22 protein-coding genes are annotated in these 21,694 nt (G+C 59.8%); 11 read left to right on the top strand and 11 right to left on the bottom strand.

Going from position 1 to position 21,694, the window contains the following annotated elements:
- Window positions 1–260: 260 nt before the first annotated feature.
- Window positions 261–1,115, bottom strand: coding sequence for a MurR/RpiR family transcriptional regulator (locus tag DXB53_RS05525; protein ID WP_117583658.1), 855 nt, complete (start codon window positions 1,113–1,115; stop codon window positions 261–263).
- A gap of 326 nt (window positions 1,116–1,441) precedes the next feature.
- Here DXB53_RS05525 and DXB53_RS05520 point away from each other — a divergent pair, with 326 nt between their 5' ends.
- The gene (locus tag DXB53_RS05520; RefSeq protein WP_117583657.1) at window positions 1,442–1,978 is read left to right on the top strand and encodes a PTS glucose transporter subunit IIA; all 537 of its coding nucleotides are present in this window, start codon (window positions 1,442–1,444) and stop codon (window positions 1,976–1,978) included.
- Between the two features lie 233 nt (window positions 1,979–2,211).
- On the top strand, window positions 2,212–2,769 hold the full coding sequence (locus DXB53_RS05515; RefSeq protein WP_117583656.1) for a hypothetical protein: 558 nt from the start codon (window positions 2,212–2,214) through the stop codon (window positions 2,767–2,769).
- Window positions 2,770–3,106: 337 nt separating this feature from the next.
- Here the strand turns inward: DXB53_RS05515 and DXB53_RS05510 are convergent, their stop codons facing one another.
- Window positions 3,107–3,775 (bottom strand): HAD family hydrolase, encoded by a 669-nt coding sequence (locus DXB53_RS05510; protein WP_117583655.1) that lies wholly within the window; start codon window positions 3,773–3,775, stop codon window positions 3,107–3,109.
- A gap of 182 nt (window positions 3,776–3,957) precedes the next feature.
- Entirely contained in the window at window positions 3,958–5,928 is a 1,971-nt protein-coding gene (locus tag DXB53_RS05505; protein WP_158556497.1) for a PTS sugar transporter subunit IIA, read from the bottom strand.
- Window positions 5,929–6,229: 301 nt separating this feature from the next.
- Between DXB53_RS05505 and DXB53_RS05495 the strand changes: the two genes are divergently transcribed.
- The 6 genes from DXB53_RS05495 (at window position 6,230) to DXB53_RS10175 (ending at window position 10,337) form a co-directional block, all read left to right on the top strand.
- Window positions 6,230–6,571, top strand: a complete 342-nt coding sequence (locus DXB53_RS05495; RefSeq protein WP_117583652.1) for a PTS sugar transporter subunit IIB — start codon at window positions 6,230–6,232, stop codon at window positions 6,569–6,571.
- A gap of 12 nt (window positions 6,572–6,583) precedes the next feature.
- Window positions 6,584–7,972, top strand: a complete 1,389-nt coding sequence (locus tag DXB53_RS05490; RefSeq protein WP_117583651.1) for a PTS transporter subunit EIIC — start codon at window positions 6,584–6,586, stop codon at window positions 7,970–7,972.
- A complete protein-coding gene (locus DXB53_RS05485; RefSeq protein WP_117583650.1) occupies window positions 7,965–8,297 on the top strand; it encodes a PTS lactose/cellobiose transporter subunit IIA in 333 nt (110 codons plus the stop codon). Before DXB53_RS05490 ends, DXB53_RS05485 begins: the two co-directional genes overlap by 8 nt.
- An 89-nt stretch (window positions 8,298–8,386) precedes the next feature.
- Window positions 8,387–9,919 carry a glycoside hydrolase family 1 protein gene (locus DXB53_RS05480; protein WP_117583649.1) on the top strand — a complete coding sequence of 511 codons (1,533 nt, stop codon included), beginning with the start codon at window positions 8,387–8,389 and terminating at the stop codon, window positions 9,917–9,919.
- Window positions 9,920–9,928: 9 nt separating this feature from the next.
- Window positions 9,929–10,195 (top strand): HPr family phosphocarrier protein, encoded by a 267-nt coding sequence (locus DXB53_RS05475; RefSeq protein ID WP_117583648.1) that lies wholly within the window; start codon window positions 9,929–9,931, stop codon window positions 10,193–10,195.
- A 19-nt stretch (window positions 10,196–10,214) separates the two neighbouring features.
- On the top strand, window positions 10,215–10,337 hold the full coding sequence (locus DXB53_RS10175; protein WP_255413547.1) for a hypothetical protein: 123 nt from the start codon (window positions 10,215–10,217) through the stop codon (window positions 10,335–10,337).
- Between the two features lie 122 nt (window positions 10,338–10,459).
- Here the strand turns inward: DXB53_RS10175 and hypE are convergent, their stop codons facing one another.
- The 7 genes from hypE to trxA all read right to left on the bottom strand — a co-directional run bounded on the left by hypE (window position 10,460) and on the right by trxA (window position 16,848).
- A complete protein-coding gene (gene hypE, locus DXB53_RS05470; protein ID WP_117583647.1) occupies window positions 10,460–11,494 on the bottom strand; it encodes a hydrogenase expression/formation protein HypE in 1,035 nt (344 codons plus the stop codon).
- A gap of 48 nt (window positions 11,495–11,542) precedes the next feature.
- Window positions 11,543–12,655 (bottom strand): hydrogenase formation protein HypD, encoded by a 1,113-nt coding sequence (gene hypD / locus DXB53_RS05465; protein WP_233503822.1) that lies wholly within the window; start codon window positions 12,653–12,655, stop codon window positions 11,543–11,545.
- Window positions 12,655–12,915: a HypC/HybG/HupF family hydrogenase formation chaperone gene (locus DXB53_RS05460; RefSeq protein ID WP_117583646.1), complete on the bottom strand. Its 261-nt coding sequence runs from the start codon at window positions 12,913–12,915 to the stop codon at window positions 12,655–12,657. Before DXB53_RS05460 ends, hypD begins: the two co-directional genes overlap by 1 nt.
- A 134-nt stretch (window positions 12,916–13,049) precedes the next feature.
- Window positions 13,050–15,521: a carbamoyltransferase HypF gene (hypF, locus tag DXB53_RS05455; RefSeq protein WP_117583645.1), complete on the bottom strand. Its 2,472-nt coding sequence runs from the start codon at window positions 15,519–15,521 to the stop codon at window positions 13,050–13,052.
- A 29-nt stretch (window positions 15,522–15,550) separates the two neighbouring features.
- Entirely contained in the window at window positions 15,551–16,057 is a 507-nt protein-coding gene (nikR, locus tag DXB53_RS05450; protein WP_117583644.1) for a nickel-responsive transcriptional regulator NikR, read from the bottom strand.
- 1 nt (window position 16,058) lies between these two features.
- Window positions 16,059–16,307 carry a hypothetical protein gene (locus tag DXB53_RS05445; protein ID WP_006235225.1) on the bottom strand — a complete coding sequence of 83 codons (249 nt, stop codon included), beginning with the start codon at window positions 16,305–16,307 and terminating at the stop codon, window positions 16,059–16,061.
- A 220-nt stretch (window positions 16,308–16,527) separates the two neighbouring features.
- On the bottom strand, window positions 16,528–16,848 hold the full coding sequence (gene trxA, locus DXB53_RS05440) for a thioredoxin (RefSeq protein ID WP_117583643.1): 321 nt from the start codon (window positions 16,846–16,848) through the stop codon (window positions 16,528–16,530).
- A gap of 136 nt (window positions 16,849–16,984) precedes the next feature.
- On the opposite strand from trxA, the gene DXB53_RS05435 reads away from it, so the two are divergent.
- Window positions 16,985–17,560, top strand: coding sequence for a hypothetical protein (locus DXB53_RS05435; protein WP_117583642.1), 576 nt, complete (start codon window positions 16,985–16,987; stop codon window positions 17,558–17,560).
- 18 nt (window positions 17,561–17,578) lie between these two features.
- Here DXB53_RS05435 and DXB53_RS05430 read toward each other — a convergent pair whose 3' ends face one another.
- Window positions 17,579–18,733 (bottom strand): GHKL domain-containing protein, encoded by a 1,155-nt coding sequence (locus DXB53_RS05430; protein WP_158556496.1) that lies wholly within the window; start codon window positions 18,731–18,733, stop codon window positions 17,579–17,581.
- Window positions 18,734–18,836: 103 nt separating this feature from the next.
- Here DXB53_RS05430 and DXB53_RS05425 point away from each other — a divergent pair, with 103 nt between their 5' ends.
- Complete coding sequence (locus tag DXB53_RS05425) at window positions 18,837–19,943, top strand: hypothetical protein (RefSeq protein ID WP_233503821.1); 1,107 nt, start codon at window positions 18,837–18,839, stop codon at window positions 19,941–19,943.
- Window positions 19,944–20,025: 82 nt separating this feature from the next.
- Complete coding sequence (locus DXB53_RS05420) at window positions 20,026–21,207, top strand: IS3 family transposase (RefSeq protein WP_117583640.1); 1,182 nt, start codon at window positions 20,026–20,028, stop codon at window positions 21,205–21,207.
- Window positions 21,208–21,694: the final 487 nt, after the last annotated feature.

Raw genomic sequence — 21,694 nt, 5'->3', positions numbered from 1 at the left:
AAACTCGTTATTAGGCTAATCATATCAATTCTAATAACGAGTTTATGGCGAAAATAGTTATTAGAGTCGATTTGAATAATCTAATGACGAGAAGTCGTTATTGCTTTGGTGCAAGGTGGTCGAGTGGTCCCTCGGGCGCAGAGGAAAACGGAGCATTCAACACGAGCGTGGATAATCTCCCGGTTTTGGCCTGTGTGCGGGCTCAAAGTGGGAGATTATCCACGCTCGTTAGATATGCGTCCGAAAATCCACGCTCGTCGCTACTTGAGCCCGGGCAGGCGGGTGCAGGGGAACGAGCGCTCCAGGAATTCGGAGCAGTGGGCGTAGTCTTTGGCGAAGTAGCTGCTGTAGAGCGAATCGAGCACGTATTGCACGGCGATGTGGCTGGCGAACTGCGTGATGCGATGCGTCATACTCTCGTGGTCACTCACCGTGAGGTAGGCGGCAAAGCCAGGGTGAATGCGAGCGCAATAAGGCGTGCCGATGACGATGACCGGGACATGCCGGCTGCTGAGAATCGGCAAGATGTCCTTGAGGTTGGGGGCAAGGCTGCTGTAGGAGATGACGATTGCCGCATGGTCGGGACCCGAGGCAAGCGCCGTACGCACCTGGGCCTCAGCGCCGTCGTGGCACGTTGCGCTTTTGCCGGCGGAGAGCAGGCGGTTGCGGAACATTCCTGCTGGATAGAGGTTGTGCGAGCCCGTGTAGATGTCGACCTGTCGGGCGTTTGCGATGAGCTTGGCGGCGTGGTCAAGCTGCGTGGGGTCGAGTAGTTCCTGCGTTTCGGCCAGCGTGGTCTGGTAGAGCCCTTCCATGCGCTCCATAACCTGCGCAGGGGTGGACGTAGCGTCGAAGGGAAAGTTGATGTCCACGTCTCGCCGGTTTCCCGCCTCGGTTGCCAGGCGGATGAGCTCGACCTTGAGGTCCTTAAAGCCCTCGAGGCCGAGCTTTTTGCAAAAACGGTGCACGCTCGCGACCGAAACGTTGGTGCGTGCGGCAAATTCCTTAATGGAAAGCCCGCGGATGTCCTCGCCCATGGCAAGGGCCGAGATGCTGAGCTGTTGCTCGGTGGGGGTGAGGCCCTGCGCCTCGGTGATCTTGCGTTTGATATCCATCCGAACTCCCACACTCGGCAAACCTGCCAAAAAGGGACAGGTTTATTTTGGCACGTTTCGGTCGGTATCAGGAAGTGTCAGGGGCGGGGCGGCGGCGGTCTGTGGGCGCGAAAAGAAGTGTCGGGTTTGGCGTGCCCGCTTCTGCCCGTCCCGTGCGCAGGCGATACTCAGCTTATCGACCCGCGATGCAAAGGAGATACTCATCCCACGAGCACTACCGGGAAGGGCTTGCGATTCGAGCCCTCACCTTAGCAATTTGATCATTTGGCACTATAATCACCATAGGCATGCGCATAACGTTGCGCTTAATCAAGAGGAGAAAACATATGGGTCTGTTTGACATGTTTAAGAAGAAGGCTGAGCCCGCGGCAGCTGCTGCTCCGGCCTCCATCTCTGCTTCTGCTGGCGCCGACGTGCTGTGCTCGCCTGTCAAGGGCAAGGTCATCAAGATGGCCGACGTGCCCGATCCCGTCTTTGGTGGCGAGGTTCTGGGCAAGGGCTGCGCTGTGTGGCCCGAGGACGACCTGGTCTACGCTCCCTGCGATGGCAAGGTGACCGTCACCATGGGTCACGCCGTGGGCCTGCAGTCCGATAGCGGCATCGAGGTTCTGGTGCACGTTGGCGTCGATACCGTCAACATGAACGGCGACGGCTTCGAGGGCTTCGTCAAGGCTGACGACGTCGTGAAGGCCGGCCAGCCCATCCTCAAGATCGACCGCACCAAGATCGCTGCTGCCGGTTACAAGGACTGCGTCGTCGTGGCCGTGTCCAACACCGCCGAGTTTGCCGACGTCGAGCTCGCCGTCGAGGCCGAGTCTGCCGTCGCCGCCGGTGACGCCATCGTTAAGGTCGTCCGCAAGTAGTCTGCGGCAACATAAGGATGTGCAAGGGTGGTCGGGTTATCCGGCCGCCCTTTTTTAATAGGCTAAACAGGTGCATTTTATTGCAGGGGGCTTGTTTTACGGGCCATTCGCTCGTCAAATTGAGCCGCCTGCGCTTTTGCGACGCAGGGGGTTGGGCCGGGCCGCTAATATGGACTTGCTGTTACGACGTGCGCTGCGCAGGGAACGCGGCGCCGCTTGTTTGGAGGAATGTCATGAAAAAGAAGCTGCTGCTTGCGCCTCTGATGGCCGCCCTGGTCGCGTGCGTGGTTTTGCTTTCCGGCTGCGGAGGGCCTTCGGTGGAAGAGCTCATCACCAACGACCTTACGAGCCAGTTTGACGAGATCAAGAACGGCGGCGATGATTTCCTCTCCGGTCTGGAAGAGGCTTCGGGCGACGAGTTTGAGCAACTGGGCATCGATCCCAAGGAGTACGCCAAGAGCTATCTCGAGGGCTTTGATTACAAGATCGGCGATGTGACGGTCGATGAGGACAAGGGCACTGCGACCGCCGAGGTTACCATCACCTGCAAGTCCATGAATAAGATCGTCGAAGATTTCGCCACCCAGTATCAGGAGAAGGTCGCCGCACTCGATACGATGCCTTCCGAGGATGATCTGTACAAGATGGCCGGCCAGGTCATGGTCGACGTGACCAAGGCCGCTAAGACCAAGGACACCAAGGTCACCTTTAAATATTCCGCCAACGAGGATAACGAGTGGTCTGCCGACGATTCCGCAACCACCGAGATGATGAATGCGATGATGAGCTAACTAGTTACGCGGTTCTACGAACCGCGTAACGACTCGACGCTGCAAACCCGCCAGAGCGGCAATCTGCCTTTCAACTTCGGCGGCATGACCAGAAGGTCAATGCCGCCTTGTTTCAAGGCACCTTGCTCGCTCTGGCGGGCTTTCGCTGTCGTTGCCAAAACAACGGCGTTCCCTTGGCTGGCTTAAAGTGGCACTTGTGCCTGTGGCGTTGCCATCGCTGTCGAAGGCGGCACTTGGGGACGTTCCTTTTCTGCCGGCAGTCGGGGACATTTCTTTGTTGCGGGGGCAGCTAAAAGAGTCCCGTCCCACATTAGCTACCCGTGGAAGGGATGGGCGGTTACTCGCCCAGTACCAGCGCCGTGAGCTCTGCCTGGGTGTCCACTACGTAGTCGGCGCCGGCTGCTTCGAGCTCTGCGCGGCCGCGGAAACCCCAGCTGACGCCCGCGCTCTTAAGGCCGGCGTTGTGGCCGGTTAGGATATCGACATTGGAATCGCCCACATAGAGCGTGGTTGCCGGATCGGCGCCCAGCTCCTCCATCACATGCAGCGTGACGGGTGCTTCGGGCTTGGGCGGAAACGCATCGACACGGCCCTGTACCAGCGCAAAACGCTCGGAACCAAAATACTTCTCGATAAGCGGAGCCGCCGAGATGTGGTCCTTGTTGGTGAGCACGGCAAGCTGCACGCCCGCGGCGCGCAGACGGTCGAGCATCTCGATCGTGCCGGCATAGGGGGCAGTGTGGTCCTCCTTGTGATCGCCGTAGTAAGCCCTAAACTCGGCAAGCGTCTGCTCAAACATGCGGCCGTCGCCCGCGTACTCGGCGGGCATAAAGCGCTCAACCAGCTTGAGCATGCCGTTTCCCACCTTGTAGCGGTACTCGTCGACGGCAAACGTAGGCCAGCCGTGCGTCTCGCAGGTATGGTTGCCGGCGGCCGCCAGGTCCTCGAGCGTGTTGAGGATGGTGCCGTCCAGGTCGAAGATCACATGGGAAAAGGCTGCTGCCATGAAAGCTCCCGTCGTTGGGTTTAAAACGCACCTCATAATACTGGGCTTATGCGTTGGGCGTGCTTGGAATCTGAACATCTCCAGGGATATCAGGTGACATCGCGCCAATCATGCGATTCCGCCCTAGCAAATTCTCGACAGCTGCTTTCCCACGAGCATGTCGAGAATGCGGGTCGAGCCCTCTACCCGATATCATGCGTAAGCGCAGCCAGAAACTCCTCGAACGTGTCGGTCTGCATGAGCCTCATCGTTGTCTCTACCGAGGAGAACACCTCGATAATCAGGTCGAGCACATCTCTAAAGAGCCCCATGTCTTCCTGCGCGATGCCTATAAGCAGCACAAACCGCACGTCGTGGCGTCCCCAGGGAATCGAGGCGTCATTGTGGGCCACGGCGATAAACGAGCGCTCGGGATATACCGAGATCGCGTGAGGCATGGCAAGGCTGTCGGTAAACGCCGTCGACGAGACACTCTCGCGCAGATGCACGTCAGCGATATACTCGGGCGTTGCGAGCCCCTGAGCGGCCAAAAGCTCTCCCATTCGGTCGATGCAGCTTGTGGCGTCGTTTGCGTCTACGTTGCGCATAAACAGCCCCGGCTGTAGCAGGCGCCCCAAAAGGCCCTGGGCATAGAGGCGCCGCCGTTGCTCTTGGATAGCGCAAAGCCGGTCGCGGATCTTTCGCACGTTTTGCTTAGTGAGGATTGGCCCAATCAAGATCTTGGTGCTGCCGCCGCAAACCGGCACGTCGATCGTTGCAATCACCACATCGCTCTCGGGAGGATCGGCCAGGTAGCCATCACAGCTCATCACGGCAACAACACTTATGTCGTCGCCAAACTCGGACTTGAGGTCGTCGACGAGCCTGCGTGCAAAATCGTGATACTCCTCGATAATCACCGTGCAGGTGATGGCACCGTCGGGCGCAGAGAACTTCTCAAAGTAGGCGCCGATGTGAAAGGCGATAAACGCGATTTCGTTCTCGCCTACCTCAACATTCATGGCGGTCGAGAAACGGTGGGCGATATAGACCGCCATGTCGTAGACCGGTGCGTGTTCGCTTTTGATTTGCGCGGCGAGCGGGTTGGGGTAGCTTACGTGGTAGACGGCGCGCTGGTAGGCGTTAAACATATGCAGGACGAGCTGCAAGCGCATAGGCTCGTCGATAAAGCGCGGCAGGTTGTAGCGCTCGCCACACTCGTCGAGAATCCCCAGGACCATGTCCATAAAATCGCGGTCGATGATGCTTGCGAGCTTCTCGCGGTTGAGGTCGCCAAAATCGCAGCGCTCGACGGAAAGCGCCAGAAGCAGCAGGATCTGCTGAAAATCGGCACGCGGGACGGCGCAGCCAAACTCCTTCTCAAAGTAGGCGGCGATGCACTGGGCGCAGCGCACAATCTGCTCACGCTTCCCAAGCTGCGCCACCAGGCCGTCTCCGTCGATGGGGCCGTCCACCTCGCTGAGCTCGTTGTTCGAGGTGAGCCTGATAATGATCACCAGCAGGTGCATGAGCAGGTTGGAGAACGCGTAGTTGTTGATAAACAGGTCCGAGCGCTGACAAATCTCGACCAGGCTCGAGAGGATTCCTTGCACATCAAAGCCGGGAAACATGTTCTCGAGCGTCTTGGTCGAGGTGAAGTAGCCATAGGAGTTGTGCGTGGCTATGTGGCCGAGAAGTTTGCGCTTGTCGGCCTCACGCCCCGTGAGCGTCATGCGGTAGTCATGTGTCTCGATATTGAGGTCAAACTGTCGCACGAGTGCCCGCGCCTGCGGCATCACGGAACTCTGAAACGTGCTTTCGCTGATAAAGAGCTCGTCGGACACATCGAAGACGGAGAGTCCGTCGCGCGCGTTCACAAGGCGCGAGATGGTGAAGTCGCGCCGCGAATCGCTGCCAGCGGGGACGATATCGGCGTTGCCGAGGAGGGAGGCCGGGGCATTGCCGGCGGCCGACGTTGTTGCAGCAAGACGATACCCCTCTTTAGATGATTCGATATGTCGTGTACCGGCCTCGTTGACCTCGGCAACATAGTTGCGGATGCTGCGCTCGCTTGCGCCCAACAAGCTGGCGAGCATAGAGGAAGATATCCAGGAGCTGCTGTTTTCGAGCACATTGATCATGCGGTTGATGCGGTTCTGCTTGGCGTTCGACACGGTTTTCTCCCAGAGATGATCGGCAGATAGGGTGTACCGCCCCATGGTATCTCAGGGAAAGACGGGGCGTCTTTTTCAATTTGCCGCCCAAGCGGAAAACCGCCCGGCTTGCCGCGCAAGCGGAAAATCTGCCGCCTTGCCGCCATGCGGCAAAAAGACGGTTGGCGGCAAGAACCCTCTGCCGCGTATAGTGCGGTCACGGTCAAGGGCGGCCGGGTCGACACGGACGCTCAAGAACATGGCGGGGACTGCGGCGGCATCGGAGCTGCCTTGGGCCCGCTTATTGGGAAAGGAGTACCCCATGGCAGACGAGAACGGCACCGTCCGTATTCTCCTCGCTTGCGGCATCGGTGCCTCGACCGGCTTTATGGCGGCGGGCATGCGCAGGGTCGCAAAGTCCAAGGGCCTTGACTGCACCATCAATGCGGTCAGCAAATCTGAAATTATGGACTATGCCGATAAGATCGATGCCCTCCTCTTGGGGCCGCATTTTGCCGCCGAGGTTCCGGCGACGCAAAAAATGCTTGAGCCTTACGGTGTAAAGGTAATGTCAATCGACCCTGATTATTATGCGTCGCTTGATGGCGAGGGGATTCTCGAAGATGCCTACGATCTTCTCGACATAGATTTTGATGGCGAATAGGGTGTGCTTGATATGTCTAATGTGATGGAAAAAGTCCAAGGGAGCATCGAAAAGAACGTTGTCCCCGTTGTCAATAAGCTTACGTCGAGCTATTGGTTTGGAATCGTTGCCAATGCCGTTTTGTATATCGTTCCGTTTACAATGGTCTCGGCAATTCCGAGCCTTTTTAATGTGGTTCGTAATTTTGTGCCCGCTCTACCTGACCTGTCAGCGCTTAATACCTACTCGTTTGGTCTCGTAGGAATGTTCATCGCTTTTATCATTCCTCACAGCGTCTGTGTCAAGGAGGACGATAAAGGTAGGGCCCTGATCGCTGGCTTTACCGGCGTCGGCGCTTTTATGCTGTGCATGAATCCCCAGACGGTCGATGAGGGCATGGCCTTCGAGATGTGGAAGTTCGGCTCGAGCGGCATGTTTGCGGCTATGGCAGTGGGTATCACGGTCGGTGCAATCTACAAGTTCGCAGCGCATCATAGCTTCTTCGGTGAAGAATCGGTTATCCCTGATTTTGTTAAAAGCTGGTTCGACAGCATTATCCCAATTTTGCTGAGCCTTACAATTGCGTTACTGCTGACGTTTCTTGTTCGAATTGATGTCTTTACCGTAATTGCGCTGATTCTTTCACCCGTTACCAGTTTTGGCCAGTCTCTCCCCGGCGTTGTGTTTATGGCTTTGGTGATGGACGTGTTCTACTTCTTTGGTGTTTCGGGCTGGGCGTTTATTTCGGTGACGCTTCCGATCACCCAGGGTGGTATGGCTGAGAATATGGCTGCAGTTGCCGCGGGGGCTACGCCGACCAACATCAATGCGTATGGCCTTTCGCGCTACTACATGATTGGCGGAGAGCTCAACACTTTGCCTCTGGCGTTTATGATGCTGTTCTCGAAATCCAAAAAGAACCGCACGCTCGGTAAGGCGACGTTCGTGCCGTCCCTCTTTAATATCAATGAGCCTCTGGTTTTTTCCACTATCGTTAATAATCCCTATCTGTTCATCCCGGTTATTCTTCAAGCTATCATTCTGCCCGCAAATGCCTATCTGTGGCTGCAGTTCGACTGGGCAAGTCTCCATACCCAGATGTTTGCGATGAACTTCCTTCCCAACGCGGTTTCGGCTTACTTCCTTTCCAACGGAGATTTTCGCAACGTGGTGCTTGTCGTGGTGAACCTGATTCTTGCGGCAATCATTTGGTATCCCTTCTTTAAGGTTTTCGACAAACATGCCGCAGAGGACGAGCAGAAAAGCGAGGCTGAGCGCGCTGCGAAGAAGGCGGCAAAACGTGTCGCTCGTGAGGCAAGGAAGGCTGCAAACATTTCCGAGACTGCTTCTGAGAATGGTCCATCCGAAAAAGTTGTGCTGGCAGCTGCAGATTCTACAACGACGGGAGCGAACGATGAGTGACGCAATTGACATCAGCGCTGTGGCTATGGAAGTCATTTTAAATACTGGTGACGGTAGGACTTGTATTGACCAGGCGTTGGATAGCTTGGCGGAGTTTGATTTTGATGCGGCAGAGGAGCACCTTGCCCAAGCGGATGCAAAGATTCTGACCGCGCATAAAGTGCAGACTGCCACGATTCAAGCCCAAGCGGCAGGTGAGGAAGTCGAGTACTCGTTGCTTTTTACGCATGCTCAGGACACTCTCATGACCATTAGTGCTGAACTTCATATGGTTAAAAAGATGATGCCGATTGTGCGCGCACTGGCTATCCGCGCCGGTCAGTAATTCGAATCTTCCAATTGGTTGACGCGAGGGAGATTGCGACAAAGGTCTCCCTCTATTTTTAAGAACTCCATCTTTAAGGAACTAGATTTATGGATACTGTTAAGAAGCAGAGCGCATTTCCTGATGGCTTCCTCTGGGGAGGAGCAACGGCTGCAAATCAGATTGAGGGTGCGTTTGATGAGGGGGGTCGCGGGCTTGCAACCTCTGATTTCGCTCCGTTTATTTCTCGCGAGGCGAATCGTGGATATGAAGGTCAGCCTCTCCCGCATAATTCCGTTACCGCCGAGATGTTGGAGCAAATGAAGCTACATCCCGAGCAATACAATCTTCCCAAGCGTCGGGGAATCGATTTTTATCATCGCTATAAGGAGCAACTGGCCGAGATTGCGGGTATGGGATTTAAGGTTTTCCGCATGTCGATCAGCTGGAGCCGCATTTTCCCCAACGGTGACGATGCTCAGCCAAACGAGGTCGGTTTGGCTTTTTATGACCGCGTGTTTGATGAATGCCACAAGCTCGGTATGGAGCCAATGGTGACGCTGTGCCACTTCGATACCCCGCTTCATCTTGCCGAAGCATACGGTGGTTTCAAAAGCCGCCACACTGTCGAAGCATTTGAGCGTTATGCGGAGACTTGCTTTAGGCGTTACAAGGGGAAAGTTAAATACTGGCTTACGTTCAACGAAATCAACAATGTTCTTACCAATCCTTTCACCTGCAGTGGCGTCATTATGAGCGAAGAGGATTCTAAGACTCCGGAGAATCCGTATCGCGACAATTGGGAGCTTAAGTATCAGGTTTCCCATAATCAATTTGTTGCGAGCGCCAAGGCCGTTATGAAGTGCCACGAAATTGATCCGGATGCAAAGATCGGAAACATGCTCTGCCGACTCGAGAACTATGCTGAGACCCCCAAGCCCGAAGATCAGCTCCAGGTTCTGTTCGAAGACCACTTCAACTGGTTCTACAGTGACGTCCAGGCTAAAGGCGAATACCCGTATTACATGGATCGTTTCTTTGATGAGAACGATATTCATATTGATATGCAGCCGGGTGATGCTGGGGTGCTCAAGTCGGGTACTGTCGATTTCGTAACGATCAGTTACTACATGACCTACATCATGCGCTATAAGGGTGAGCCGGTCCCCAAGCCCTCGGGCTCTTTGGTTACGGCAATTAAAAATCCCTATCTTGAGGCGTCGGAATGGGGATGGCCTATCGACCCCATTGGTTTCCGTATCACTCTTAATCATATTTACGATCGTTACCATTTGCCTATTTTTATCTCTGAGAACGGTCTTGGAGCCATAGATGAGCTCGACGAGAATGGATATGTCGAGGACGACTATCGTATCGACTATATGAAGCGCCATGTCGAGCAGCTCGCTGAAGCAATTAAGGATGGTGTGGATGTATTTGGTTATGCGTGGTGGGGTCCGATTGATCTGGTAAGTTCCGGAACTTCCGAGGTAAGCAAACGATACGGCTTTGTTTCGGTCGATGTTGACGATTTTGGCAATGGAAGCATGGCGCTGGGGCGAAAGAAGTCCTATTTCTACTACAAGAAACTCATCGCCAGCAACGGCGCCGACACCGCAACCGATAACATCGTGGTGGAGTAAGGAGTAGAGATGGTTTCCAAGACGACGGTCGTCAAGAATCCGAGCGGCATCCACGCGCGCCCTGCATCGCTGTTTGTGCAGGAGGCGAGCAAGTACGAGAGCTCGATCACCGTTGGTAAGGTGGGCGGAGACGCCAAAGACGCCAAGTCGATCCTGATGGTTATGAGCCTGGGAATGGCCTGTGGTTGCGAGATTGAGATTGCAGCCGACGGCGCCGACGAGGCGGCCGCCGTCGATGCCCTCGTGGCGCTAATCGAGAGCGGCTGCGGGGAGTAGGCGGGCAAAAGCCACGTCGATGCTCGTTACCTTGCTGCCTATCATGGCGCTTGGAGGCGTCGGCGACGTTCGCCAGATTCTCATACAGCTGGGCGTGAGCGTCTCGCTCGTACTGCTGACGTATCCAAAGTTCCGAGTGTAGATAACGGCAAAGCTCGCAAATGCAAGGACCCCCGCGACCGATTCAACTCGGTCGTGGGGGTCTCTTGTGCTGAGCGATCAAAAGCGCATTGTTCAAAGCGCGGTGGCGCACGGATGCCGTCGTTAGCAAATTCTCGGCAGCTGCTCTCCCACGAGCATGTCGAGGATGCGGGTCGAGCCCCAGCCGGTGCGCACGCGCACGGCGGGACGGGCGCCCTCGGCAAGTGGCAGCACGCGGCCGATGATGGCGGCGTTTTCGCCGTAGCGCGCGGCGCGCATGGCGGCCAGCGCGGCATCGGCCTGCTCGGCCGGCACCACGGCAACCATCTTGCCCTCGTTTGCCACCTGCAGAACGTCGTAACCGAGCATCTCACATGCCGCCTGTACGTCGGGGCGCACGGGCACGGCATCCTCGTCGATCTCCATGGCAACGCCGCTGGCCTGGGAAAACTCGTTGAGCGTGGATGCCAGGCCGCCGCGCGTGGGGTCGCGGAAGCAGCGGGTGTCGGGGGCGGCGGCCAGAACGTCGGCAATCAGATGATTGAGCGGCGCGGCGTCGCTTTCGATGTCGCTCGAAAATGCCAAGCCCTCGCGCTGGCTCATGATGGCGATGCCGTGGTCGCCTAGCGTACCCGACACCAAGATGACGTCGCCGGGCCGACAGTTTGCACCGCTGAGCGCTACGCCCGCAGGCACTTCGCCCACGCCGGCGGTATTGATGTAGACGCCGTCGGCACCGCCGCGCTCAACCACCTTGGTGTCGCCGGTGATAATCTTCACACCTGCCTCATGTGCCGTTTCGGCCATGGTCTGCACAATCTGGCGCAGCTTGTCCATGGGATAGCCCTCTTCGAGGATAAAGCCGCATGAGAGGTAGCGCACGTTAGCGCCCGAGGTCGCGACGTCGTTGACGGTTCCGCATACGGCGAGGCGGCCGATATTGCCGCCGGGGAAGAACTGCGGCGTTACCACAAAGCTGTCGGTCGACATGGCGATGCGCCCGCTCGCGGGCAGCGCAGCGACGCCGGCGTCGTTGCCCTCGAGCAGCTCGGGCGACCCAAAGGCATCCAAAAAGACCTCATCGATGATGCGTTTCATCATCTGACCGCCAGAGCCGTGGCCCAACAGGACGGTGCTATCGGTAACGCTATGGGACATATCGAAAACTCCAATCGTGGGAGGTGTCAGTGCGCGGGGGCGTTCGGGCTAGTTACGGTAGCGGTAGTACGCCGCGCAGCTGCCCTCGGAGCTCACCATGCACGGGCCGACGGGGTGCTCGGGCGTGCAGGTGCGGCCAAAGAGCGGGCAGCTGCTCGGCGTAATGGCCCCGCGCAGCACGTCGCCGCAGCGGCACCCACGCGGCTCGACCGTCGCCTCAACGGGCACGTCAAAGCGAACGCGGGCGTCAAAGTGTGAGAACTCGGGGCGGATGGAAAGGCCCGAGTTGGCAATCGGCCCCAGCCCGCGCCACGTGGTGTCGCACGGCTCAAACACCTGCTCGACCAGCTGGCGCGCCACGGGGTTGCCGTCTGCGTTGACGCCGCGGCGGTAGGCGTTGTCGATCGCGGGCCTGCCCTCGACAACCATCTGGACCAGCATGCAGATGCCCTGCAGGATATCGACCGGTTCAAATCCCGTGACCACGCCTGGGGTCTTAAACTCGTCGACCAAAAAGCCAAAGGGGGCTAAGCCCGTGATGGTGGCGACGTGGCCCGGCAGGATAAAGCCGTCGATGGTGGTCTCGGGATCGTTGGCGATGGCACGCAACGCCGGCGGCGTGGTCTTGTGGGCGCAATAGACCGAAAAGTTCAAAAGCCCGCGCGCCTCGGCCTCCAAGATGGCGGCGGCGATGGTGGGCGTCGTAGTCTCAAAGCCCACGCCCATAAAAATGACCGGACGATCGGGGTTTTGCTCGGCGATGTCGAGCGCGTCGAGCGGGGAGTAGACGATGCGGATGTCGCGCCCTGCCGCCTTTTGCGCAGCGAGCGAGGTAGACGATCCGGGCACGCGCATCATGTCGCCAAAGGTGGTGATGATGGCGCCGTCTATGTTGGCGAGCGCGATTGCGTGGTCGATGTCGCGGTTGGCGGTAACGCAGACGGGGCAGCCCGGTCCGCTCAGCAGCTTGAGCCCGGCCGGCATAATGGAGCGAAAGCCATAGCGGCCGATACTCACGGTGTGCGTGCCGCAGACTTCCATAAGGTTGATGGTGCGGTCGCCGACGAGTTCATGGATGCGTTCGATGAGCTCGCGGGCCAGCTTGGAATCGCGAAATGCCGAAAAGTCGATACCGGAGCGCGCCGGCTGTCCGGCCGCCACTAGTATGCCTCGGCCGGGTTGCTGACCAGTTGGTCTTCTTCTGCCAGTTCGGTCATGGTGTTGACCAGGTCGAGCGTCTCCTGCGCTTCCTGCTCGTCGACGATCTGGATGCCAAAGCCGGCGTGTACGAGAATATAGTCGCCAACCTGCGCCGTCGGCACGAGTCGTAGCGACACGGGGCGCTCGATGCCCATCATGTCGACGGTGGCCTTGAGGTCGTCGTCGCGTTTGACTACTTTACCGGGAACGGCAAGGCACATATTGTTCCCCTTTTAGACGCTTTGCGCTGGATAGGCGCTCAATAATCCATCAGTTGATGGTAGCGCTCGCGGGGTTTGCGGGCAAACGCGTTACGCCTGTGAGACGGCTGGGCACAGCGGCGTGTGAGGGCGAGCTACTGCGATGCAATCTGCGCAAGACGAGCGCTTGCGACCGCCGCCTGACCGTAGGCGATGCAGCCGTCATTGACGGGTACGGTGTGGGGGACCAAGACAGCAAGGCCCGCGTATTTGAGCTCGCGGGTGAGGAGCTGGAGCAGAAGTCGGTTCATGAACACGCCGCCCGAGAGCGCGACGGTGCCAATGCCCTCGCGCGCGCAGATTTCGGTGGCGATGCGCGCCGAGGAGCGCGCGACGGCGACATGGAAGTCGAGTGCGAGCCTGTCGGCGGGCGCTCCGGCTTCAATTCCCTCCAAAAGTGCCTCAAAGAGTGCTTTCTGGTCCAGCACATCGGGGCCGTCCAACCACGATGGGCCAGATGTGGAATAGCCGACGTTGTCGTCGGGAAAACGGGCGATTTTGCCGTCCAGTGCACGCCAAGCGGCGGCTTCGAGCTCGATGGCGGGTTCGCCCTCGTAGGTTGCCTGGCCGCAAATGCCCAAAATCGCGGCTGCGGCATCAAACAGGCGACCCATACTGCTGGTGCGCGGACTGTTGATGCCGCGCTCGATCATCGTTGCCGTTATGCTGCGCGTTTGCTCGTCAAGGCTGTTCAAGAGCCCCACGGCTCCCGGGTGCTCGAGCAGATCGAGCTCGCTGAGCAGGGCAAAGGCGTTGCGGCGGGCATCGTGTACGGATGCGGCGCCACCGGGAAGCGCCCAGGTGCGCAGATGCGCGACGCGCTCAAAATCGGCGAGACGGGCGACAAGAAACTCACCGCCCCATATGGTGCCGTCGGTGCCGGCACCCGTGCCGTCGAAGGCGATGCCGAGGACGCGTGCATCGGGCGCAAGCCGGCCTGCAGCAATCGCCTCTGCCATGACGCTCGCGATGTGCGCATGATGGTGCTGGACTTCGATAAGCGGCAGATTGTGCTCCCGTGCCTGCTCGCGCGCCCATTGGCTCGACAGATAACTGGGATGCATGTCGCATGCCAAGGCGGCAGGCGCCAGGTCAAAGAGGCTTTCCAGACGCGTGCGTGCGGCGCTCCAAGCATCGAAAGTCGCGCCGTTTTCGACATCGCCGATATGCTGCGACACAAAACAGGCCGCATGGCCGTCGGCGTCCTCGCGCGTGAGTGCGATCGTGGCTTTTTGCTGCGGCCCGCAGGCGAGCACACAGGGCGTGGCGTTGTCGAGCGCCGGCAACGACAGCGGCTGCGGCGCATATCCGCGTGCGCGGCGCACGGGCATGACGACCCCGTCGACTACGCGTACCACGGAGTCGTCGTAGCGCGACAGAATCGCGCGGTCGTTACCGAGCAGCGCATCGGCGATGCCGGCGGCAACAAGGTGCTCCCATGCAAGGGCATCGTCGGTCTCGATGGGCTCTTCGCTCAGGTTTCCGCTGGTCATGACGATTGCGCTCATGCCGTGCGCCGCGGCTGCGGCGAGCAGCAAATGTTGAAGCGGGGTGTAGGGGAGCATGACGCCAAGCTCGGGCAAGTCGTGCGCGACGGATGGCGCGAGTTCGAGGGCGTTGGGGGAGCTGTGGGCGTCGTTGCCGGCTGCGCGGCGACGCAGCAGCACAATGGGACGAACACTGCCGGCCAGCAGGTTGCGCTCAATGCCATCGATATGACACAGGCGCTCGGCGTCGGCAAGGCCGCACACCATAACGGCGAGCGGCTTATTGCTGCGACGCTTGCGACGGCGCAACTCGCACACCGCCTGTTCGTTGGCGGCATCGCAGGCCAGGTGGAATCCGCCCAGACCCTTGATGGCGACGATGCCGCCGCCAGCCAGCAGCTCGACGCAGCGTTCGATGATGGCATCGCTGGCCTCGCGCGTGGAGCCGACGGCTGGTGTCGCGTCGACCGCCGTCGGCTCCGCGCCGCGATCGGCCTCGCGCCACGTAATATGCGGTCCGCAATCAAAGCAGGCATCGGGCTGCGCGTGAAACCGCCGATCGAGCGGGTCGGCATACTCTGAGGCGCAGGTGGGGCACATGGGAAAGCGATCCATCGAGGTAGCCGCTCGGTCATAGGGCAGCGAGCGGATGATGGTAAAGCGCGGTCCACAGTTGGTGCAGTTGATAAAGGGGTAGTGAAAGCGTCGGTCGGCGGGGTCGAATAGCTCGCGCAGGCAGTCGTCGCACGTGGCGATGTCGGGCGAGATGAGCGTCGTGTGGGCGGTTTGATCCTGCGACGCCACAATGCGAAAGCCCTGCTCGTTAGCGGCGTCCCAGTCGCCGGGTGCTAGGTCCACAACCTCGACATGCTCCACACGAGACGCCGCAGGCGTATGCTCCGAAAGCGCGGTGACAAATTCGTCGAGTGCTTCGCCAGGAGCGTGCGCCTCGATATGCACGCCATCGCCCGCGTTAAGCACCCAGCCGCAAATGCCGTGCGCCATGGCCTCGCGATACACAAACGGTCGCATGCCGACACCCTGCACAATGCCCGTTACATGGATATGCGCATGTCGCATGCGACCCTCCTTCGTTGAAATGTGTGCTGTTACAGCCCCAGGCTCTGCTCGGTGGCGGCGCAGGTGAGCTCGCCGTGTTTAACGCCGCGCAGGCCCAGCAGACGGTCAGCCAGCTCGTAGACACGCTCGCCGCGACCCTTAAGTGCCAGAATCTCCAAACAGTTGTGGTGATCCAGATGCACGTGCATGGTCGATACGATCTCGTCGGTGTAGTCGTGTTGCACCTCGTCCAGGCGGCGCGTCAGGTCGCCGGTGTGATGGTCGTAAATCATGGTGAGCGACCCGATGACCTGCTCGTCGGGCGTTCGCATCTGCTCCTTGGCAATCGAGGCGCGAATCAGGTCGCGCACGGCCTCGGAGCGGTTGGCCACGTCACCGCGGCGTGCGATCTGCTCGTCAAAGCGGCGCAGCAGGTCGTCGGGCGCGGTGACCGAAAAACGGACCAGCTCTGAGGCGGAGCCGCTGCAACGGCAGCCCGCGTCGCCGGTCGGCCCGTGCGAATGCTCGTGCCCGCAGGTGTGCTCGTGCTCGGCCACGCTACACCAACTTTACGGAGCCAACGGAGTTGTGGTCGGCCTCGATGGCCTCCTCGTAGCCCTCGAGTGCGTCGTGCGCCTCGTGGAGCGCCGCCATGGCGGCCTCGAGCTTGGCACCAATGCGCTCCATATCAAAGTTCTCGGTTGCATGCAGCAGCTGATGGCTCCACTCGTGGGCGAGCTCGATCGTGTCGTCGACCTGCTTGACGCTCATGGCAAGCTGGCTCATGTTCATTCCGACGTCATGCATGGGAAATCTCCTTTTGTACGGGTCTATTCAGTGGTTCAGATTCTACTACGCCCGCTTTGCGCATCGCCGCATAAGAAAACGGGTGCGAGTCCGTCTGACCCGCACCCGTTCACTGGGGGCTGTTTGTGATTACCATACTATCCGTGGTCGCGGGCGCAGCACCCGGCTCTCCGGTGAGCGGCGCAAAACCGCTCATGGACGGCAGCACATGACCGGCGTATTACAGGTGCTTCTCAAGCAGCGCCTGCAGCCTGGCCTTGGGCAGCGCGCCAACGGAGCGGTCGATTTCCTCGCCGTTCTTAAAGACAACCAGCGTGGGGATGCTCATAACGCCAAACTTCATGGCCAGGTCCTGATTGTCGTCGACGTTGCATTTGGCGACGGCGAGTTTGCCGGCCAGCTCGTCGGCCACTTCGTCAACAATGGGCGAGAGCGAGCGGCAGGGACCGCACCACGGTGCCCAAAAATCAATCAGCACGGGAAGGCTGCCGTTAACGACGGAATCGAAGTTCTCGGGGGTAATCTGCTTAATGTCAGCCATGGTGACCTCCATAGTGCGACGCGGCTCGGCCGCGTAAAACTCAGTACGACCGTGCTTATACCCAACGGCCCGTAATGCAACCACTCGCAGGCGGCTCTTTTATATAATGGTGGGCACGCAAACGATTGGAGAGCGCATGCCCACGTCACAAAGCCAGAAAAAAGAAGCCATCGCCCAGGCGACCGAGCAGGAGCTCGCATCGCTCGCGGACCGCGGCGTGCGTATCGCAGGAAATGCGTGCTCGCCGATTGTGCTGGTAAAAGGTGATTTAGACGATGCCGAGCGTGCGGGCGGCGAGCTGGCTGCCGGTCCGGACGGTGCTGCGCTGCGCAAAGCGCTCGGCGCCATCGGCTACGCGCCAGAGGATTTTTGCGTGCTGGCAAGCGTCGCCGGCGTGGGTGACGGGGCGGTCGCGACAGGCGAGGGCCTACCGTGCGAGCTGTTCCGCGAGGCGCTCGAGGCCTTGGACCCCGAGGCGGTCTTGCTGCTGGACGATCGCGCGGCCGATACCATGCGCGAGACCTACGCCGATATGCTCGTGGCGATCGATGACTTCGACACCGCCATGCTCAAGCCCGGCTTGGTCGCCCATGTGCAGGGTCGCCGCGTGCTCGCGCTCGACGGTTTTGAGGCGGCGCTCACTGACAAAGCCGCCAAGCAGCGCATGTGGGCATACATCAAGCAGCTGACCCCGGCAGCCGCTCCGCTGTAGCGAGGCTGGCGGCAGCCCCTACATCACAGCGCGCAGCTCAAACCGATCGCCGTTAATGCGGAACTGGCAGTTGCCGTTCATGCGCTCCACGGCAAGTTTGATGCTCCTGGTGCCAAAGCCGTGGCCCGCATGCCGGGTCACGGGCATGCCGTCGACCATGCGCGGCGCGCGGTCAAACGTGTTGGAAACTAACAGCAGCAGCTGGCCGTCCTCTAATCGCAGGTCAAAGTCGACGAATCGCTTTCCTTGGGGTGCGGCGCTTGCGGCGGTGATAGCGTTTTCCAAGGCATTTGAGAGCACGCTAAACAGGTCGGCGTCACCTACGTGGATGGTTTCGGGTACGGCGGCGCGCAGGTTGGCGGTAATGCCGTTTCTATTGATATCCGAGTTAAATGACGAAAGCGCGATGTTTACGGTCTCGTTGGCGCAGAAGCGGCGTACGGCGGTGCGGTCGCCGGCTTCGCAGAGTTCGTCGATGCGATCGAGCGCCTCGTCGGTGTGGCCCTCCTCAATTAAAGCGGCCAGGCCGCGTAGGAAGTGGCGCATGTCGTGGCGCAGAATCGACAGCTCGCGCCCAGATTGACGCCAAGCCTCGAGCTCTTTGATGGCGGCGCTGTCGCGGGTTTCGAGCATCCAGCGCTCTCGCTCGGCGGTTTCCTTTTCTTCGTATTCGCGCAGATAAACGGCAAGAAACATAAGATAGAAGGCACAGAGCGCAAATGCCAAAAACTCAACCGTCACCACCGAGCCCGAGTGGAACAGCGTGGTGTAGACGTTGGTGGCATAGTCAAAGACGTAATAGACGAGCGGCAGGATTAAAAGGATGCCCAGCTCGGTGGTGCTTTTAATCGCCAAGCGCGGACCGATGTCGCCGGCCCAATGCAGCAGGACGGCAAAGACGGCGAGTGTGGTCGCGATGCGCGCCAGATAGTACGCGATCTGAGAATCGGTTGCGGCAAATGCGGCGATGCCCATCCAATTGCTGAACTGGCAGCTCAGATAGGCACTCGTAATGCCGAGCACGGCAAGCAGCGGGCTCAGGCGGTAGCGCGCGCACAAATAGATGATGAGCGGCAGATGCACGACGAGCGGATATACCTGGCGGGCGAAAAGCTCTCCGCCGACGGCATTGGCGAGGCCAAATGCGCATCCGGTTACGGCGCCGACCCCCACCAGCTTCCACCGTATGCCGAAAACACCCGGACGATGCCGTGCAGATCGCTTCGCTCTGCTATAGTCTCCCAAATTCACGTTTTCTATTGGGATGGTGGTTAATATGGGCGACATACTCGAATCGTTCCTGCGCGTGGCGATGGTGGTGTTCATCGTCGGTCCGCTCACTGCATGGGTCGCCCGTCGCGGCGCGCGCGAGCGCAGTGAGGCGACGGACAGCCTCGATCGCTTCACGGTGCGCATGCCCGCTGCCATTCGCACGATCATCGCCTGCTGCGCCGTCGCGTTCGAACTGCTCATGCTGGGTGTCTACGTCTGGCAGGGCGTCTCGTTGGGCGAGTGGGACCACGAACTTGTGTGGTTCGGTCACGCCATGGCGCTCGCGGGCATGGCCATCTGGGCCCTGCTGAGCATCCCGCGCATCGACGTGGACGGTGAGCGAATTCTCTCGCGTAACGCCTTCGGCATCCGCAAGGAGACGACGTTTGGCAACATCACCCGTGCAACGCTTCACACGCAGATGATGAGGATCGACCTGTTCGAGGGCGACCGGAAGTTCTGCTCGATAAGCCTCGAGGGGGTGTGCTCGCTCAACCTCCTCGCCCGTCTGGAGGAAGAGGGCATCGAGGTCTCGGACGCTGTTGACGGCCCGATGACCAAGGCGGGTCTGTGTTGGTCTGCCATCAAGCCGTTGACGATTGTTTTCAACGGTATGGCGCTCGTCTTCTCGCTCGTGATCGCCTTCATGGCTGTTTTCACCGACGCCGGTGCTCGTCTGCTCCTGCTCGTCCCATGCCTCTTCCTGTTCATAGGGGGACTCCTGCCTCTGCTCATGCTCAGCATGCCCGCCCGTGGTATCTACGAGATCGGCAGACAGGAGCGCGAACTCGGTTTCTCCTTCGCCGAGGAGATGGCGAGCCGAGGTGCCACGGGCACCTCGCTTGTCGACGACGATTGGTTCATCGAGATCAGCAACGCCCGCGTCGTGGCGTTCCGCCGCGATTATCTCAAGAAGGTCACGGCGCACGAGGATAGCGAGAGCGGCGACCGTTGCACGGTGACCACGAAAGGCGGTCGCAAAATCAAGGTGTACGCAGCGGGCAGCACGCTCGAGGACCTGCGCTCGTGGTTCAAACAGGGTGCCAAGGCCAGAAGCACGCTCGACCGTGCAGAGGACGTGCTCGAGACGACGTCTGATTGGGTTGTCTGACCTGTATCGTCTTTTCGGACACGCATGCTAGAGGCCCAATCCTTTAGAATGCATTCATCGACGACCGAGAGGACGGTATGCTATGTCCAACCCAGCCGCCAAGTACACCGACGAGTTCAGGCGCGAGACCGCCGACTACATCATCTCGACGGGCAGGCCGATAACGGAATGCTGCGCAGAACTGGGCCTGAATTCCAAGACCGTGAACAAGTGGGTGCAGAGCCGCCGGCGCGAGCTTGCCGGCGGGCCCGACCCCAAGGCCGAGGACCGCGAGCTTCGCGAGGCGAAAAGGCGCATACGCGAGCTCGAGATGGAGAACGCCTTCTTGAAAAAAAGCCGCGGCCTTCTTCGCCAAAAGCCAGGCGTAGCCGCATGCTACCGGATGATGTTGGCGGAGAAGGCCGAATTCCCGGTGAAAATGATGGCCCGCGTGCTCGGCGTGAGCCGATCGGGCTTCTACTCGTGGCTCTCCAACGGCTGCCCGCGAGAAGACTGGTCGGCCGAGCGCGAGGCGGTCCGGCGCGTGTGGCTGGAGTCGGACCGCAGGTTCGGCTTCCGGTTCGTGAAATGCTTCCTGCCCGGCGAGTTCTCCGGATTGACCCTGTACAGGGTGCGCAAGCTGATGCGCGAGCTGGGAATACGCGGCTGCACGCCCAACGCCAGGAAGCGCACCACCATCCCCGACCCGAAGGCCAGGCCCCGGCCCGACCTGGTGCGCCGCGACTTCACCAGTCCCGTTCCAACCTGCAAGCTCGTGGGCGACATCACCTACCTGCGCACCGGCGAGGGATGGCTGTACCTGTCGACGGTCATCGACCTCAACACCCGCATGGTGGTGGGCTGGTCGCTCTCCGAGCGCATGACCGCCGACATCGTGGTTTCGGCGCTGGCGTCGGCCAAATCGCGCGGCTACGTGGCCGGCAACGCGATATTCCACGCCGACCGCGGCGCCCAGTACACCAGCAGGCTTCTGGCCGAATGGGCGCGCGACAACGACGTGCGGCTGTCCTGCAGCCGCGCCGGCAACTGCCACGACAACGCGGTGGCCGAGTCGTTCCTCGCCACGCTGAAGAACGAGATGTACTACAGGCGCAGCTTCCCGACCAGGGATTCCGCCAAGCACGCGGTGGTCGAGTTCATCGAGGCGTACTACAACCGCCGAAGGCCCCGCTCGACGATCGGCTACAAGGTGCCGGCCGAGGCCATGGCGGCCTTCTTCGAGAGAACCGAGCCCAAGCTCGAGGCCATGCCTATGGCCGCTTGATTTCTCGAGCATGCGTGTCCGAAATCTTGACACAGGTCAGAAGGCCTCGATGCCAGCGCTGCGCCGATATGGGGCAGCGGCCCCCCGTTGGCCGCCATGGCCCTGACTTCCGAGCGTATGCTGGCGCCGCTCGTCTTAAGACGTTGACCTCCATCCGGAGCCTGCGGTTCTCGCGCTCGGGCTCCAGGATCCGGTTCTACTCGGGCGTGCGGTTGTCGGCGGCGCGCGGCGAGCCGGTCTCGTTTATCGACTTGACCCGCCTCTCCACGGTGCTCTTGTCGAGGTCGCACTCGTCCATGGCCTCGCGCCTGGGCTTTCCGGCGTTGTGGAGATCGACTATCTTCCTCTTGAACTCGTCGGTGAAATGCCTCGGTCTGGGGCCGGTCGAGGCCGAGCCCCCGGTCCGGCTGGGGTAGCATGTCGCTGCGGACCATTGTCTTTCCTCTCGTTGAATATCTAGGCGCTGACGATTCTAGGCGATGGCCCT

Origin of the sequence: Collinsella sp. OM04-5 (genome assembly GCF_003439125.1) — a bacterium.
In the GTDB taxonomy this organism is placed as follows: Bacteria; Actinomycetota; Coriobacteriia; order Coriobacteriales; family Coriobacteriaceae; genus Collinsella.
Note: the sequence above shows the minus strand (reverse complement) of the source record. Positions and strands in the feature narration are given on the sequence as shown.